Raw genomic sequence first — 16,657 nt, 5'->3', positions numbered from 1 at the left:
TCCTCACTGAGTGCCTTCCGCGTACCAGGTGCGGAATTCGTCGTAGCTCGGCATTTCTTCCGAATTCGCCTTCGGGTCGACCGCGACGTGGATGACGCCCGGTCGCCCGCTGGCGTAGGCGCGTTTGATGGCGGGGGCGATGTCCTCGTCGCGCTCGACGTATTCGCCGTAGCAGCCGAAGCCCTCGGCGACCTTGTCCAGCCGGGTGTTCTTGCTCCAGTGCACGCCCGTCTCGAGCGAGCCCTGCCCGTAGGTGCGCTTGTAGACGCCGACCTCGAGCCCCCAGGCGTAGTCGACCGCGACCACACAGACCAGAGGGAGGTTCAGTCGCGCGGCGGTTTCGAGTTCGGCGATGTGGAACTGGAACGAGGAGTCGCCGGTGATCAGCATCATCGGTCGTTTGCCGCCGTCGGCCACGCCCGCGCCTACCGCGTAGGGCAGTCCGGTGCCCAGGTGCCCGAAGTTCTGATTCCACATGACGTCGTGCGGTTTGGCTTGCGAGTAGGTCCAGCCGAAGATCGTCGTGGCGCCGCCGTCGCGCACCATGATGCCGTCGGCCGGAAACGCCTGCGTCGCCTCCACGATCAGCCGCGCAGGGTGCACCGGCGACATCCCCGACGGCGCGGTCTCGGCCAGTTCCGCAAGCTGGGCCGCGTCCTGTTCGATCCAGCCCGCGAGCTCGGGGGTGGGGGTGCGTGGGGTCTCGCGCAGCGCCTCGACCAGCTGCGGGACGATCGCGCGCAGGTCACCGACCAGCGGCACGTCCACCGATCGGTTCACCCCGATGGCCTCGGGGTCCTGCTCGACGAGGATCCACTTGCGGTTGGCCTCGTTGTCGACCCAGTGCCGTCCGCGCCCGTAGTGCACCGGTTCGCCCAGTTCGGTGCCGACGGCCAGGCACAGGTCGGATTTCACGACCGCGTCGATCGCCGCCGCCGAGAACCCGTACGGGAAGGTGCGGTCCTCGAGCCCGGGGATGAAGGAGGTGCCGCCCGAGGTCTGGATGACCGGGCAGGCCATGGCCTCGGCCAGCGCGCGGACCGACTCGCCGGCGCGCGTGGTGTGCACGCCGTGTCCCACGAGCAGCACGGGCTGGCTCGCCGCGCGGATGTAGTTCACCGCCTCGGCGATCCGGTCCGCACCGGCCGTCTGCCCGACCAGGCGATACGCCGACGGCGCCAGCGCGGGCCCGACCTCGAGTTCCTCCTGGATGACGTGCGAGGGGTACTCGATGTACACCGGGCCGGGGGTGCCCGAGAGCGCCTTGCGCAGACCCTGCCGGATGACCTCGTCGGTCTGGTCGGCGTATTCGATACTGGCGCAGTACTTCACCGACGGCTCGAACAGTTCCGCCTGCTTGACGAACTGGATGCGACCGCGCCGCACCCGCTGTTCGGTGATCCGCGCGCGCTGCCCGCCCAGGAAGATCACCGGCGAGTTCTCGACCTTGGCGCACATCATGGCCCCGGCCAGGTTGGCGACGCCGGGGCCGAGGGTGCCGATGCACACCGCGGCCTTGCCGGTCATCCGGGACACCGCCTCGGCCATGAAACCGGCCGACTCCTCGTGGTGCGGGGCCACCACCGTCCAACCGCGTTCTTCGGCGAGATGGAACATGTGCACGAAGTTGGGGTCGGGAATGCCGAACAGGGTGTTGATGCCCTCGGCTTCGAAGAGTTGCAGAATGCGTTCGTAGACTTTAACCGACATGCGTGCTGCCCTTCATAGCTGTCGCGAAGCTCTTGGTGATGTGGTCGATGTGTCCGGAGGGGACGACCGGCAGGATCCAGGGATCCTCGGTCGCCCGGATGTCGTCGATCCGCGCGCCGACCTCCTCGATCGACCAGCTCGGCTGGTACACCCCGGGGGTCTCGGCGATGAACGCCCGCGCCACGCGTCCGGCGATCGACACCAGCATCTCGCCGGTGATCGAGCAGGATTCGTGCGCGAGCCACCCCACCACCGGCGCCGCCAGTTCCGGGTCCATGGGCGGATAGGCCGAGGTGTCGATGCCCTCGGCGAGGCGGGTGAGCGCGGCGGGCACGATCACGTTGCAGCGCACGCCGTGTTCGGCGCCCTCGAGCGCGATCACGTTCGACAGTCCGATCAGCCCCGCCTTGGCGGCGCCGTAGTTGGCGACGCGGTGGTTGCCGTAGAGCCCGCCGATCGAGGAGGTGAGGACCACCCGGCCGTATCCGGCCTCGCACATCAGCGCGAACGCCGGGCGCACCACGTGGAACGCGCCGCGCAGGTGGACGTCGAGGACGGCGTCGAAATCCTCGTACGACATCTGCGCCAGCGGCGCGTACCGGTTGTTGCCCGCGTTGTGCACGATGATGTCGATCCGGCCGAAGGCCTCGATCGCGGTCGCCACGATCGCGCGCCCGCCCTGCGCCGTCGCCACCGAATCGGTGCTGGCCACCGCGATGCCGCCGGCGGCGGTGATCTCCTCGACCACCGCCGCGGCGACCCCGGCGTCGCCGCTGTCTCCGCTGATGGTGCTGCCGGGATCGTTGACGACGACCCTGGCACCCTTCGCGGCGAGCAGCAGCGCGTAGGCGCGGCCCAATCCGCGTCCAGCGCCGGTGATCACGGCGACTCTGCCCTCGAACCCGAGTTCAGACATGGTGGGCTCCGCTCGCCGCGCGCCTCATCGGGCCGGTTCGGACGGGGTGCCCAGCGCCAGGCCTGGCAGCTCGCCGGTGTCGCGCCACGCCTGGAGCAGATCCTCGAAGGCGTAGAAGCCGGGCCAGTACGGGTCGCCGAGGTGGGAGCGGATCTGCTGTTCGCCCTCGTTGTTGTAGTAGCCGGGGGTGCACTCGCGCTGAAAGTTGCTGTTGTCGATCGCGCTCTCGCGCACGGTCGCGCACCACTGCTCCTGCGCGTCGGCGGTGGGTTCCACCGTGGTCGCGCCCCGGCTCATCGTCTGCTCGATGATGAAGGCGATGTGGCGGGCCTGCTGTTCGAACATGGCCGTCGTGCTCGCGGTCACCCCGCCCTGGACGAACCCGGTGAAGAACTGGTTCGGGAAACCGGTGGTCATCGTGCCGTGCAGGGTGCGGTAGCCCTTGGCCCAGTGGTCGTAGAGCGAGAGCTCGTCGCGGCCCACGTAGGGGGCGATGCCGAAGCGTCGGTCGAGGTCGGTGGTGATCTCGAAACCGCTGGCGAAGATGATGCAGTCCACCTCGTGTTCGACGCCGTCGGCGACGATGCCCTTGGCGGTGATCCGCTCCACGCCCTTGGTGCCGGAAACATCGACGAGGGTGACGTTGTCGCGGTTGAAGGTCGGCAGGTACTCGTCGTTGAAACACGGCCGCTTGCACAGGAACCGGTAGTAGGGCTTGAGCGCCTCGGCGGTCGCCGGGTCGGTGACGATCTCGTCGACCCGGTCGCGCACCCGCTGCATCGCCCGATAGTCGGCCAGCTCGCGCAGCTCCATGAACTTCTCCGGCGTCAGCTCCGCCCAGCCGCCGGTGCTGTCGAGGTGGTCGCGCACGTTGCGGCTGACCTCGGTCCAGCCGTCGCAGACCAGATCGTCCTGACCGGGACCGTAGGCTTCGAACGCGCCGGTGTGGAAGTTGCGGCGGATCTCCTCCTGCCAGCCGGGCTGCAAGCTCTCGGCCCACGCGGGGTCGGTGGGCACGTTGCCGCGCTCGTAGATGTAGGACGGGGTGCGCTGGAAGACGGTGAGATGGCGCGCCGAGCGGGCCAGGTGGGGGATGGACTGCACGCCGCTGGCGCCGGTCCCGATGATCGCCACCCGCTTGTCGGCGAGCTTGTCCAGGCCCCCGCGCATGTCGCCGCCGGTGTACTCGTAGTCCCAGCGCGCGGTGTGGAAGGTGTGTCCCGCGAAATCGCCGAGACCGGGGATGCCGGGCAGCTTGGGCCGGTTGAACGGGCCCTGACACATGACGACGAAGCGGGCGCGGATCTCATCGCCCCGATCGGTGCCGATCCGCCAGCGCTGGATCGACTCGTCCCACGCCATCGAGCGGGTGAGCGTGCCGAAGATCGCCTTGTCGTAGAGACCGAAGTGCCTGCCGATGCGCTGGCAGTGCTCGAAGACCTCGTCACCGTAGGAGTACTTCTGCTTCGGGACGTAGCCGACTTCCTCGAGCAACGGCAGATAGCAGTAGCAGTCGGTGTCGCACTGGATGCCGGGGTAGCGATTCCAGTACCACGCGCCGCCGAAATCGCCGGCGTGCTCGATGATCCGGAAGTCCGCCACCCCGGCCTCGCTGATCCGGGCGGCGGTGACGAGTCCGGCCAGCCCGCCGCCGAGGATCGCCACGTCGATGTCCTGGGAGATCGGCGGTCGCGGCTGGACCGGGGTGTACGGGTCGGCTTCGTGATACTCGGCGAAGTCCGCCTCGGCCGTCACGTACTGCTGCTGGCCCTCGGGGCGGATGCGCTTGTCGCGTTCGGCGAGATACTTCGCCCGGAGCGCTTCGTGATCGACCTCGGGTGTCTGCGTTGGTGCGCAGTTCTGCATGCGAATTCCTCGGTGTGGTGCGGTGTTTCGGGTGATCAGGGCACGGGACTCAGGCGAGGTCGCGCGGTGCGCCGGTGCCCATGTAGGTGGCCAGGTTGTGGTGCAGGTTCACGACGCTGCGTTCGCGGTAGGGGTTGGGCATCGGCCCGGCGAAGCCGCGCGTCTTCATGCCCTGCTGCACAGCGGCCATGTTCGAGAAGTCCTGGGGCAGGACGGTGCGCCAGGCCGGATCGTCGGCGGCGGTGTACTCCCACTCGGTCGTCGGTTCCTGGCCGACCGGGAACAGTTCGTAGACGGCCGCCTCGAAGATGCACTTGTCGGGGTCGTAGCCGTAGGGCCGGGCGCTGTAGCAGAGCATGTTGTTGAGCGCGTGCCCGATCTGGAAGTTGGGGAAGATCTGCCACGCGGTCCCCGCCGCCGCGACGACCTGCGGGTCCACCGTCGGCCACACCACCCCGCGATCGGCGTCGTACTCGCGGGCCGATTGCAGCCAGTGCTTGAGCACCTGATCTGCCGGGGTGCCCTCGGGCAGCTCCGCGACCAGCCGATTCGCGGCGTCGACCAGGGTGCGGGTGGTGTTGGTGTTGGCGTTCTCCCAGGTGAAGTTCTGGAGTTCGGCCGTGGACATGCGGGCGTCGGGTCCGGCGCCGAGGCGCAGCTTGGCCTGGTTCTCCTCCATGCCCTTGGGCGCGTCGTAGCCGATGTTGCTGTGCTTGCCCTGCGCGCGCGACCACCCGAGGAAATTGCCGAAGTTCATGAACTCGGGGTGGGTGTAGGGCACGTGGTAGGTCTCCATGAACGCCTCCAACGCGACCTTCCAGTTGCAGTCGAAGACCAGCCAGCGCCGCCACCGGTAGCGCATGTTCTCCAGCTGGAACGGATCGAGCAGACCGGCCGCGGGCTCCAGGTACTCCCGCAGCGGCTCGGCCTCGGGGTCCATGGTGATCCAGATCCAGCCGCCCCAGGTGTCGACCCGCACCTCGCCGAGCCGGGTGCGGTCCGGGGTCAGCCCGCACGGCCAGTCCTGCTGCTCGGCCGCGAAGGTATTGCGGCCCTCGAGGTCGTAACGCCAGCCGTGGAACCCGCAGACGAACTGCTTGCGGCGGCCGTGCGCCTCCCGCGCGCCCGGGGGAGTGTCGATCAGCCGGCGGCCCCGATGCGAGCAGACGTTGTAGTAGGCGCGCAGCGTGTCGGGCGCCGAGCGCACCACGATGATCGAGTCGTCGAGGATGTCGTAGGTGAGGAAGTCGCCGACCTGGGCCAGTTCCTCGACCCGACCGACCTGCTGCCACACCTTGGTCCACAGCTTGTCGCGTTCGGCGCGGGCGTAGTCCGGCGACAGATAGGCCTCCACGCCGATCGTGCGCGGGGTCGACAGCGCCTCCTCGGTAGCGGTGAGCGCGGACTCGGTGGTGTCGGTCATGACCTCTCCTAGCGGGTGATGGCGGTGCGGAACGCGTCGTCCTCGAGGAACAGCGATGTGTGATCGGCGTCGAGATGGGTCCACTTGAGGTCGAGTCCGCCGTCGACCAGCAGCGTCTGACCCGTGATGTAGGTCGACAGGTCCGAGAGCAAGAACAGGATCGCGCCCGCCTGCTCCTCGGGCCGCGCGCGCCGACCCATGGCGATGGCGCGCCGGTCCCGGTCGGCGTCCTCGCCGACATAGGTCGCCGAAGCGGGGGTCTTGGTCACCCCGGGGGCGATGGCGTTGACCCGGATGCCGTCGGCGGCGAGTTCGACCGCCATGGTCCGGGTCGCGGCCACCAACGCGGCTTTGGCCGTGCCGTAGCCGATGTGGAACGGCGCGGTGTTCATGCCGCTGATCGAGGAGATCGAGACGATCGAGCCGGGCCGTTGCCGCGTTTTCAATTCGGCGGCGACGGCCTGACTCATGAAGAACATCGTTTCGAGGTTCTGGGTGAACAGCGCTCGCCAATCGGCGCGACTCACCCGCAGCGCGGGCATCCACGTCGCCGGGGCCGCGCCGCCCGCCACGTTGACCAGACCGTGCAGGTCGCCCTCGGTGGCGCGGATTGTCGCGAGCACCGTGGCGATGCCGTCGTCGGTGGCGGCGTCGGCCGCCACCGGCACCACCGCGAGCCCCTGCTCGATCAGCGGGTCGATGTGGGTCGTGAGGTTGTCCTTCGATCGGCTCACCGCGATCACGGTGGCCCCGGCCCGCGCGACCATCTCCACCACCGAGGTGCCGATGCCGCCGCCCGCCGCCCCGGACACCACGACGACGCGTCCGCTCAGCTCGATCGACCCGGCCGCCACCGCCGGGTTCATGCCGTGGCGCGCAGCGCGAGCACGCTGCCCTCGGCGTCGGCCGACAGGTACAGGGTCCCGTCGGGTCCGGCGGTGATCCCCGCGAAGGGGCCCTGTGGACCGGAGAACGGCGGCAGCCCACGCAGCGGCTTGGGGGTGACTCCGGGCGGTGCCCCGACCGGCAGGTTCTTGGCCAGGGTGGTCCGGACCTTGGTCGCGAGATCGACGCTGATCAGCGACTTGCTGCCGACATCGACGATGTACAGCGTGTCGCCGCGCACCAGGATGCCCTGGGGCTGCTCGAGCGCGTCGACCACCGTGTCGACCCCGGCGCTGCTCACCGAGACGATGCGTCCCGCGCCGGCTTCGGCGACCAGGCAGGTCCCGCCGGTGGTGAAGGCGACGCCGATCGGCTGGTTCAGGCCCGAGGCCAGCTCCTCGACCCGGCCGCCGGACCGCACGGCCAGCACCCGGCCGCGGCCGAACTCCGTGGCGACGATGTCGCCGTTGGGTCCGAGCGCCACGCCGTAGAGCTGGTCGAGTTCGTCGGCCAGCACCTCGCTCTCCTGACTCGCCGGCCGCCACCGCGTGATCTGCCCGCCCGAGGTGGTGACCGCGAATTCCCCCGCGCCGACAGCGGTGACGCCCCGGATGAAGCCGGGATAGCCGGGGCTGAACAGCATGCCGACCGTTTCCGGGGCCTGTCCCGGGCGCAGCACGTAGAAGTAGGTGCCGTCGGCGACGTAGAGTTCGCCGTCGCTGCCGACGGTGAGGTCCAGCGGCCAGTTCAGGCCCCCGGGCAGGGTGGTTCTGGTCTCGCCGCCATCGAGGATCTCGGTGATCTCGCCGGTGAAGTTGGAGACGAAGAGCCGACCGTCGACGAACGTGCAGTTGTCCAGGCCGGGGTTCAGGGTGGCCAGGACGGTGCGCTGTCCGGTTCGGGGATCGATGCGCAGGACCTCGCCGGTGCTCACCTGGGTGGAGACGATGTTGCCCGCCGCGTCGAACTTCACCGAGTCGGGCACGCCGAGATCGCCGACGACGCGTTCGGGTTCGCCGCCGCGCGGGTCGATCCGCCAGATGTCGTTGGTGCCCATCACCGGGTAGTAGAGGAGCCCGTCGGGACCGACCTCCATGGCGTTGGGCATGGCGAGGTTCTCCGCCAGGACGCGGGGCTCGCTGCCATCGGTGAACAGCTCCATCAGCCGTCCGCCGACGCGACATTCGTTGACGAACAACCGGTTCTGGTGCACGGTGATGCCGTTCGCGCTCGGCAGATCGTCGCGCAACACCCTGGTCTGGCCGTCGGCGCCGCGCATGCTGACCCGCCCGTCCATCACCTCGGTGGCGAACAGGTTGCCGTGGTCGTCGAAGGCCAGGTCGTCGGGGGCGATGATGTCGCCGCCCTTGGCGCTGATCGTCTCGAGTCCGCCGGTGGCGACGTCGAGGGCGCTGATCTGGCTGCCGGTCACCTGGGCGACGTAGATGCGGCCGTCGGGGCCGGTGCGCAGACCGTTGGCGCCGAAGAGCCGGCTCGGCGGCGTGAGGCGTTCCAGGCTCCACCCTTCGGCGAGGCTCGTTGCTGTGGTGCTGATGTAGCGCGCCCCTTGTATCAAGGTGGGGCCTCCTCCGGGTGAGTGCGTCGGGGTCCGCGATGGGGTGGCGTCGCAGTCCTGCGGATCGCCGGAGGGTGATGCGGACCACTTCATCGTGGCTCGGAGCCTGCCAGCAAGCGGTGAGCATTGCAAGTATTGTTATCCTTGTAAGGATTAGCTAGCATGCGCGAAGAGTGAGAATCGCAATCTCTTCTGAGGCAAGGCAAACTCTACCGCTGATGACGTGCGGTTTTGTGGGGAATTGCGTGGTGATCCGCGCACGAAGAAGCCTCGCGCTGGGTCGCACGGGGTGGGTCGCGCGATTCGGCTCCGTCAGCGGGGGTGAACGCGGTGGCGTACTGCCGGTCGGCGCATAGCGGGGGGCTACGGCACGCGGCGACTGAATATTGTTGTGCCCCGCCGTGATTCGACTATCGGCGTGGTGCGGTCAGGATGCGGAGAGTCGCGCGAAGTCCGGGGGTTCGGCCGGACTCGGCTAGAGGCGTGCGCGGTGGCCGGACTGGATCGACTGGCGCGACATGGCCGACGACGCGTTGACGACACCGCCGTCGAATCGCTCGAGCACCACGGACTGGGTCGCCGCCAGGTGCGCGCGCGCCAACCGCTCGGCCTCCTCGGCCTGACCCGCGGCGATCTGCTCGACGAGCCGGCGATGGAAGCGCACGGCGTCGCGCGCGTCGGCCTCGGACGGGTACTCGCCGCGCCGGGTCGTCGCTTCCGCCCAGGCTTGCTCCTGTGCCGACCACAGGGCTACGAGCGTGCTGACGACGTAGCGGATGGTCACGTTCGGGGTGAACGAGACGACGAGATCGTGGAACTCGCGGGCGGATTGGGTGAAGGCCACACCGTCGCCGACCTTGGTGGCCGAGTCGTCGATGGCGGCCTCGAGGGCTGGGACGACCACCTCGGCGCGGTCCTCGCGCCGCGCGCACGCGGCGGCGCACATCGGCTCGAGCGACTGGAGTCCGGACGCGAGATCGCCCAGTGTCACGCGCGCGCCCTGCAGGGCGAGCCCGAGGTGATAGGCCGCCGAGACTTCGTCGGGCCGGTGTACCTCGGCGCCGCCGACGTTGCCGCGGCGGACCGTGACCAGGCCCTCGGTCTCGAGGATGCGCAGCGCTTCCCGGATGGAGGGATAGCTGACGCCGAAGTCCTTGACCAGCTGATCCTGGGTGGGGAGGCGGTAGTTGTCGTCGGAGAGGATGTGGTCGCGCAGTTCGGCCGCGACGGTCTCCGCGATGCGGCGCTGCGGAACTCGGCCCCTTCTCGGGGTGGTCAACGAACCCGCCGATCATCCATGGCGGGAGTGTAATTGATCGCGGGTCAACCATTCAAGTATTGCTATCCTTATTATCTCAAATATTGCTATCCTTATGAGGATTAACTACAGTCCGATCATGGATTTCACGATGGGAACGGCCGCCGCGGACCTGCGGGGGGAGCTGCGTCGTCTGGTGGACGAGCACGTCCCGGCTGATTTTCTGGGGGCCTTCACCGACGACCCGGCCGATTTCGAGGCCGCCCAGCGGTTCTCCCGCCTGCTGGCCGAACGCGGCCTGCTCTGCCTGGCCTGGCCCGCCGAGTTCGGCGGACGCGACGCCTCCATCTGGGAACAGACCGTGGTGCGCGAGGAGATGTGGGCCCACCACGAGCCGCGCGGTGCGCAGTACATGGGCGTGAACTGGGTGGGGCCCACCATCATGCGCCACGGCACCGAGGCCCAGCAGCGGACCCATCTGCCGCCGATCGCGCGGGGGGAGGTGATCTGGTGCCAGGGTTTCAGCGAACCGGATTCGGGCTCTGACCTGGCATCGTTGCGCACCGCGGCACGCCGCGACGGCGACGGCTGGCGGATCACCGGACAGAAGGTGTGGACCTCCTACGCCGCGATGGCCCAGTGGTGTTTCCTGCTCGCGCGCACCTCGACCGGCGAACGCAAACAGGCCGGCCTGACGATCTTCCTCGTCCCGATGTCCAACCCGGCTATCGAGGTGCGCCCGATCCGTTCCATGATCGGCCCGCACCACCTCAACGAGGTCTTCTTCGACGACCTGCGGGTGACCGAAGCCGATGTACTCGGCCCGGTCGACGAGGGCTGGAAGGTGGTGCAGGAGGTGTTGGCCTTCGAACGGGTCGGCATCGCCCGCTACGCCCGCTGCGAACGGCTGCTGCTCGCCGCGCCGTCGGCGCTGGGCGAACGCTGGGACGCGCTGCCCGCCGAACTGCGTGGCCGATGGGCCCGCATGCTGACCCACTGCCGCCGCGCGCGATTACTGGCCTACCGGGTGCTGTCGCTGCAACGCCTGGGCCAGGTACGACCCAGCGACGCCGCCGCCTACCGCATCGCGGTGACCACCCTCGACCAGGACAGCGCGGAGGTACTCGTGGAACTCGCCGCCCACCTCGACCCGGCCGGCGCCGACGGGCCACATCGGTTCCGGCGCGAGGCCGAGGAACATTGGCGCTACTCCCAGGCTGCCACCGTCGCCTCGGGCAGTATCGAGATGCAGCGGATTCTGCTGGCCCGCGCGCTGCTGGCGGCGTCGTGAACATCGAGCTGAGCGCGGACGCGCTCGAATTCGGCCGACAGGCATCGCTGGCGCTGGCGGCGGCGGGCGGTGACGACCTGGTCCAGCTCGGTGAACGCGAACCTGCGCGGCGCGAGAGCGTGTTCGCGCCGGTGCTCGCGCGGTTGGGTGCGTGGGATCTCGATCCGCGCGGCGACGCCGACGAGCTGGAGGCGGCAGCGGCCCTGTGCCGCAGCGCGGGCTACTGGGCGCTGCCCTATCCGCTGGCCGAACGGCTGGCCCGGCCCACCGATCTCGCGGTCGACGGACTGCTCGTCGTCGCCGAGACCAATCCGGCCGCGCCCGTCGCCGACCTCGCGCTGCGCTGGGCGGCGGTCACAATCACCGGTCGACGCTCCGTCGTCGAGGTCGGGCCCGCGCACCCGCCCCGCACCTCCGCGTTCGTCACCTCGCTCGCGCTGCGCCACCTCGACGACGACGGCGCCGCCGATGTGGCGTTGGGGCTGGTGCTGCCGTGCTGGACGCTGCTCGGCATGCTGGACCGCGCCCTGGATCTCACCCGCGCCCACGTGCTGCTGCGCGAGCAGTTCGGCAAGCCGCTGGCCCAGTTGCAGGGCGTGCAGTTCCAGTTCACCGACGCCGAGGTGGAGCGTAGCGGCGTCGACATGCTGGCCAAGTACGCGCTGTGGAGTATCCAGGCCGGGCGGCCCGAGGCGCTCGACGACGCGCTCGCGCTGCGCTCGCCCGCGATCGAGGCCGCCGAGATCGTCTTCCGGGTCGCGCACCAGTTGCACGGCGCCATCGGCTTCTGCGACGAGTCGCCGCTGTCGTGGCTCTCGCGTTACAGCCTGCCGCTGCGGCGGCTGCCGCTGGGCCTGTCCGCGACCAGCGAGGTCCTCACCGACCGCCTCGGCCGCACCGGGCTGACCGGGCTGTTCGGCGCGGGCCATGCCGACGAGTACCCGGAGGTGGCGCGGTGAAATACGAGCTGCCCGACGAACTGATCGTCGAATGCGACGGCCCGATCCGCACGGTGGTGATCAACCGGCCCGACGAGCTCAACGCGGTGAACAAGGCGCTGCACTGGGCGCTGGCGAACGTGTGGCGGCAGTTGGCCGCCGACCGCGAAGCCTCGGTGGTGATCCTCACCGGGGCGGGTCGCGCGTTCAGCGCGGGCGGCGATCTGGGCTGGATCACCTCCTTCCTCGACGACCCCGTCGGCCGCGACGAGAGCATCCGGGAGGGCGCGCAGATCATCGAGGAGATGCTGCGTTTCCCGCTGCCGGTGATCGCGGCGGTCAACGGCCCCGCCGTGGGGCTCGGGGCCAGCCTCGCGGTGCTCTGCGATGTGGCGCTGATCTCCGAGCGGGCGCATCTGGCCGATCCGCACGTCGCGGTCGGGCTGATCGCCGGGGACGGTGGGGCGGCGTTCTGGCCGCTGCTCACCCCGATCCTGCGCTCGCGCGAATTCCTGTTCACCGGTGACCGGATCCCGGCGGCCACCGCCGTGGAACTCGGGCTCGCCACCCGCAGCGTCGCCCCCGACGCCCTGCTCGACGAGGCGCGGACGTTGGCGCACCGGCTGGCCGCGCTGCCGCCCGAGGCCGTGCGCGGCACCAAGCGGATCGTGAACATGTATCTGTCCCAGGCGCTCGGCGGTCCGATGCAGGCCGGCTTCGCGGCCGAGGTCGCCACCATGCAGTCCGCCGCGCACCGCGATCGGCTGCTGGCCCTGCACGAGAACGCGCGCCCCCGATGACCTCGACGGCGCGCACCATCGACGACTTCCGCGCCGAGGTCAGGCAGTGGTGCCGGACGCGGATTCCCGCCGACTGGCGACAGGCGCAGACAGGAGTCTCCGAGCGCGAGTTCGTCGATTTCCAGCAGTCCTGGTTCCAGACGTTGCGCGGGGCCGGTTTCGCGGTCCCGCACTGGCCGGAGGAATACGGTGGCGGCATGTCGACGGCCGAGCAGGTGGTGCTCTATCAGGAGCTCGCCGCCCACGACGCGCCCCGACTGGTCCTGGCCTTCGTCTCGATCCACCACGCCGCCGCCACCCTGCTCGCCGCGGGCACCGACGAGCAACGCCGTCGCCACCTGCCGGCGATCCTCGACGGCGAGATCTGGTGCCAGGGCTTCTCCGAGCCGGGCGCGGGCTCGGACCTCGCGGCACTCGCGACCACCGCCCGCCGCGACGGCGACGGCTATGTCGTCTCCGGACAGAAGCTGTGGGCCAGCGGCGCGCGGCACGCGGACTGGTGTCTGCTGCTCGCCCGCACCGATCCCGACGCGCCCGCGCGCCACGGCATCTCGTACTTCCTGCTGGACATGCGCGCCCCCGGCGTCGAGGTGCGGCCTATCCGGCAGGCGACGGGGGAGTCGCACTTCTGCGAGATATTCCTCGACGAGGTGGTTATCCCGGCCGATCGGCTGGTCGGCGCGGAGAACGAAGGCTGGCAGGTGGCCCAGCGCACGCTCGGCGCCGAACGCGGCATGACCATGCTCGAACTGGCCGAACGGCTGGGCAACAACGGTTTCCGCCGCCTGGTCGAGAGCTGTCCGCTCGATGATCCGCTGGTCGCCGACCGTCTCGCCGAACTGGAGATCGAGCTCACCGGGCTGCGCGCGCTGTGCGCCGATATCGCGGGCGCCGAGGATCGGCCAGGCCCGGCCGACGCCTCGATCGTGAAACTGTTCTACAGCGAACTGCTGCAACGGATGACCGACTTCGGCACCGAGATGGCCGGGCTGGCCACCCACACCGAGCTGCGCAAACCGCTGTCGAGCGGCTGGGAGTCCGGCGCCTGGATGCTGGACTTCCTCGGCTCGTGGGAATGGACGATTCCGGGCGGCGCCAGCGAGATCCAGCGCACCATCATCGGTGAGCGCGGCCTCGGCCTGCCTCGAGAACCCAGGGGAAAATGATGACCTCCGACGAGCACGACCTCGCCGACCTACACGACGAGGTGGCCGAGGTGGCGCGCGAGCTGCTGCGCCGATCCGCCGCCGCGCCCGACTGGACGGCGATCGCGGACGCGGGCTGGCCCGGCCTCGAGATCCCCGCCGCCTTCGACGGTGCCGAGGCCACCTTCGCCGAGGTCGCGGTGGTCCTCGCCGAGATCGGCCGGGCCGCCGCGAGCGGCGCGTATCCGGCGGTCGCGGCGCTCGGCGTCGGTGCGCTCGCGCACGTCGTCGCGACGCCGCGGCGGGACCGGCTCCTGCGCGAGACCGCTGTGGGTGCGGCCGTCCCGATCCTCGTGCTCGCGGGTGAGGCGACGGGACCGACGCGGTTCCGGATCGAGCCGTCGACGCGGGGGCCGCTGCTGCACGGCACAGCCGATTTCGTTCTCGACGCACCGACCGCCGGACAGTTGCTCGTTCCCGCGCTCGATCGGGCGGGCCGAGGGGTGCTCGTCGAGGTCGATCCCCGCGCGCGGGGGCTGCTCGTGGCCGAACAGCCGGTGCTCGACGCTACCCGCCGGTTCGGCAGCGTCGTCGCCGACGGGGTGGCGGTGGCCCCGGAGTCGTTGTGGCCCTTCGTCGATGACGATGCCGTCCGGGTGCTCGATCAGCTGCGCGACCGGGCCGCCGTCGCGGTGGCCTGCGACAGTCTCGGCCTGAGCCGGGCCATGCTCGACGCCACCGTCGCCCATGTCGGTACGCGCGAACAGTTCGGCCGACCGATCGGCTCGTTCCAGGCCGTCAAACACGCATGCGCCGACATGCTCGTGCGGGTGCGGGTCGCGGGCAAACTGGTCGAGGCCGCGGTGCGCGACCAGGCGCGTGAAGCCGCCGACGCGTCGACCTCGGCGTCGATGGCCAAGTCCTATGCGTGCGCGGCGGCGGTCGACATCGCGGGTAAGGCGATGCAGTTGCACGGGGGCATGGGCTACACCTGGGAGAGCGGCATCCACGTCTATCTCAAGCGGGCCGCGCTCAACCGTTCGCTGTTCGGTTCGCCCGCGCGCCATCGCGCCGCACTGGCCCGGCGGTATTCCGTTCAGGCGCCGCATCGCGCGGGCGCCTGAACGGAACCGGCCCGGCTACCCCCGCAGCCGGGCTTCGGCCAGCTCGCGCAGATCGCTGGACTTGATCTTGGCGCTGCCGGTGAGCGCGATATCGGCGTCGTCGAAGAACAGCACGTGGCGCGGCACCTTGTAGCTGGCGAGCTGCGCCTTGAGGAAGGCGCGGATCTCCTCGGCCGCGGGCTCGGCCCCGGCGTGCGGCACGATGCACGCGACGACCACCTCGCCGAGGGTCGGATGCGCGACGCCGACCGTGCGGGTGACCTTCACGCCGGGATGGTTGTTCAGGGCCGCGTCGACCTCGAGCGGTGAGACGTTCGCCCCGCCGGTCTTGATGATGTCGGTGAGCCGGCCCTCCCAGTAGAGCCGGCCCGTGTCGTCGAGGTAGCCGCCGTCGCCGGTGTGGAAGTACCCGTCGGGGTCGAAGGTGTCTTCGCGCCGGACCCCGAGATAGCCGAGCATCAGGGTGGGGCCCTTCACGCAGATCTCGCCGCGCGCACCGCGGGCGACGATCTCGCCGGTGAGCGCGTCGGCGATCTTGATCGTCATGCCGGGCAGGGCCAGGCCGCTGCTGCCCGCGTGCACCTCGGGCGGGGTGTCGGCGGGGAAACACGTTGCGATCGTGAAGGTTTCGGTGCAGCCGTAGGCGTGGCCGGGTTCGTACCACCTGGTCGAGACGGTGGGATGGTGGGCGATCGGGGTGTCGTAGTCCACGAACCGCATGCTGCTCAGATCGACGGTGGCCCAGTTGGGGGCGGCCTCGAGCTGGGCCCACTGGTGCGGCCAGGCGATCGGGAAGTTCACCCGCTGCGCCGCCATCAGATCCAGCGCCTCGGCGGCGTCGAAGGTCGGCTGGAGCACGAGGACCCCGCCCGCCGCGAGCGTCGATCCCAGCGCCTGACCGAAATTGCCCGACCAGAAGAACCCATTGGCCGCCCAGCACCGCACATTGTCAGAGGGGGTGAAGGCGAACATGCGCTGGAAGCGCCACATCTGGATGGTCACCCCGGCGTGCGCGCTGAGGATGCCCTTGGGCGTGCTGGTCGAGCCGGAGGAGAAGAACAGCACCGCCGCGTCGCTGGGCCGCACCGAGGCGGCGGTGGCCTCGACCAGCGCGCGGGGGGTGCCGTGGCCCTGCGCCAGGAAGTCGGTCCAGGTCTGGATCGCAGTGCTCGGTGTCGGCTCGCCGATCATCGCGAGCCTGCGCAGAAAGGGGAATTCGGTCGAGTCCAGCGCGCCGGGCTCGGCTGTGGCGATGCGGGGCTCGAGCTCGGCCAGGATCGCCGCGAAGTCCTTGCCCGCCACGGTCCGCTCGAACAGCAGCACCGAGACGCTGGACTCGCGCAGCAAAAATTCCAGTTCGGCGCGGGTGGAGAAGGTGCTCAGGGCCACGGCGACCCCGCCCGCGAGCGAGGCGCCGAACATCGCCGCGATCCATTCGGGCCGGTTGGTCATCAGCACCCCGACCCGGCCGTCCTTGCCGAGGCCGGTGGCGCGCAGCGCCGTGGCGACCTCGACGGCGCGCTCCCACAGATCGGTGTAGGTCCACCGGATCTCGCCCTGTGCGGATGTGGCGATCACGGCCTCGCGATCGCCGTACTTCTGGGTCACCGTGCGCAGGAACCCGGGCAGCGTGAGCGGCCCGAGGCCGGGCTCGCTGCTCAGGTCGGGTCCCGTCACGAGCGAAACAGCCTGTGCGGATACGGTTTCGGACTCCACGCCCATCAT

13 protein-coding genes are annotated in these 16,657 nt (G+C 69.9%); 5 read left to right on the top strand and 8 right to left on the bottom strand.

Annotated elements, in window-relative coordinates; genetic code table 11:
* Positions 1-3: 3 nt before the first annotated feature.
* The 7 genes from ACWGCN_RS28275 to ACWGCN_RS28245 form a co-directional block, all read right to left on the bottom strand.
* A complete protein-coding gene (locus ACWGCN_RS28275) occupies positions 4-1,710 on the bottom strand; it encodes a thiamine pyrophosphate-binding protein (RefSeq protein WP_387444637.1) in 1,707 nt (568 codons plus the stop codon).
* Positions 1,700-2,626: an SDR family NAD(P)-dependent oxidoreductase gene (locus ACWGCN_RS28270; RefSeq protein WP_452459005.1), complete on the bottom strand. Its 927-nt coding sequence runs from the start codon at positions 2,624-2,626 to the stop codon at positions 1,700-1,702. Before ACWGCN_RS28270 ends, ACWGCN_RS28275 begins: the two co-directional genes overlap by 11 nt.
* A 24-nt stretch (positions 2,627-2,650) precedes the next feature.
* Positions 2,651-4,492: a flavin-containing monooxygenase gene (locus ACWGCN_RS28265; protein ID WP_452459004.1), complete on the bottom strand. Its 1,842-nt coding sequence runs from the start codon at positions 4,490-4,492 to the stop codon at positions 2,651-2,653.
* A 49-nt stretch (positions 4,493-4,541) separates the two neighbouring features.
* On the bottom strand, positions 4,542-5,915 hold the full coding sequence (locus ACWGCN_RS28260) for an aromatic ring-hydroxylating oxygenase subunit alpha (protein ID WP_452459003.1): 1,374 nt from the start codon (positions 5,913-5,915) through the stop codon (positions 4,542-4,544).
* A gap of 8 nt (positions 5,916-5,923) precedes the next feature.
* Positions 5,924-6,781, bottom strand: coding sequence for an SDR family NAD(P)-dependent oxidoreductase (locus ACWGCN_RS28255; protein WP_452459002.1), 858 nt, complete (start codon positions 6,779-6,781; stop codon positions 5,924-5,926).
* Positions 6,778-8,376: an SMP-30/gluconolactonase/LRE family protein gene (locus ACWGCN_RS28250; RefSeq protein ID WP_452459001.1), complete on the bottom strand. Its 1,599-nt coding sequence runs from the start codon at positions 8,374-8,376 to the stop codon at positions 6,778-6,780. The genes ACWGCN_RS28255 and ACWGCN_RS28250 overlap by 4 nt, the downstream gene beginning before the upstream one ends.
* Positions 8,377-8,851: 475 nt before the next feature.
* Positions 8,852-9,655, bottom strand: a complete 804-nt coding sequence (locus tag ACWGCN_RS28245) for a FadR/GntR family transcriptional regulator (RefSeq protein ID WP_452459000.1) — start codon at positions 9,653-9,655, stop codon at positions 8,852-8,854.
* A 118-nt stretch (positions 9,656-9,773) separates the two neighbouring features.
* On the opposite strand from ACWGCN_RS28245, the gene ACWGCN_RS28240 reads away from it, so the two are divergent.
* From ACWGCN_RS28240 to ACWGCN_RS28220, 5 genes are read left to right on the top strand one after another with little or no spacing between them, the layout of a single operon-like run.
* The gene (locus ACWGCN_RS28240) at positions 9,774-10,925 is read left to right on the top strand and encodes an acyl-CoA dehydrogenase family protein (RefSeq protein ID WP_452458999.1); all 1,152 of its coding nucleotides are present in this window, start codon (positions 9,774-9,776) and stop codon (positions 10,923-10,925) included.
* Positions 10,922-11,884, top strand: coding sequence for an acyl-CoA dehydrogenase family protein (locus ACWGCN_RS28235; RefSeq protein WP_452458998.1), 963 nt, complete (start codon positions 10,922-10,924; stop codon positions 11,882-11,884). Before ACWGCN_RS28240 ends, ACWGCN_RS28235 begins: the two co-directional genes overlap by 4 nt.
* Positions 11,881-12,663: an enoyl-CoA hydratase/isomerase family protein gene (locus ACWGCN_RS28230; protein ID WP_452458997.1), complete on the top strand. Its 783-nt coding sequence runs from the start codon at positions 11,881-11,883 to the stop codon at positions 12,661-12,663. The genes ACWGCN_RS28235 and ACWGCN_RS28230 overlap by 4 nt, the downstream gene beginning before the upstream one ends.
* Positions 12,660-13,829, top strand: a complete 1,170-nt coding sequence (locus ACWGCN_RS28225; RefSeq protein ID WP_452458996.1) for an acyl-CoA dehydrogenase family protein — start codon at positions 12,660-12,662, stop codon at positions 13,827-13,829. Before ACWGCN_RS28230 ends, ACWGCN_RS28225 begins: the two co-directional genes overlap by 4 nt.
* Entirely contained in the window at positions 13,826-14,932 is a 1,107-nt protein-coding gene (locus tag ACWGCN_RS28220) for an acyl-CoA dehydrogenase family protein (RefSeq protein WP_452529138.1), read from the top strand. Before ACWGCN_RS28225 ends, ACWGCN_RS28220 begins: the two co-directional genes overlap by 4 nt.
* A gap of 15 nt (positions 14,933-14,947) precedes the next feature.
* Here the strand turns inward: ACWGCN_RS28220 and ACWGCN_RS28215 are convergent, their stop codons facing one another.
* Positions 14,948-16,609 carry a class I adenylate-forming enzyme family protein gene (locus tag ACWGCN_RS28215; protein WP_452460033.1) on the bottom strand — a complete coding sequence of 554 codons (1,662 nt, stop codon included), beginning with the start codon at positions 16,607-16,609 and terminating at the stop codon, positions 14,948-14,950.
* Positions 16,610-16,657 lie beyond the last annotated feature (48 nt).

The sequence above is a fragment of the Nocardia sp. NPDC055050 genome (genome assembly GCF_053608345.1).
Note: the sequence above shows the minus strand (reverse complement) of the source record. Positions and strands in the feature narration are given on the sequence as shown.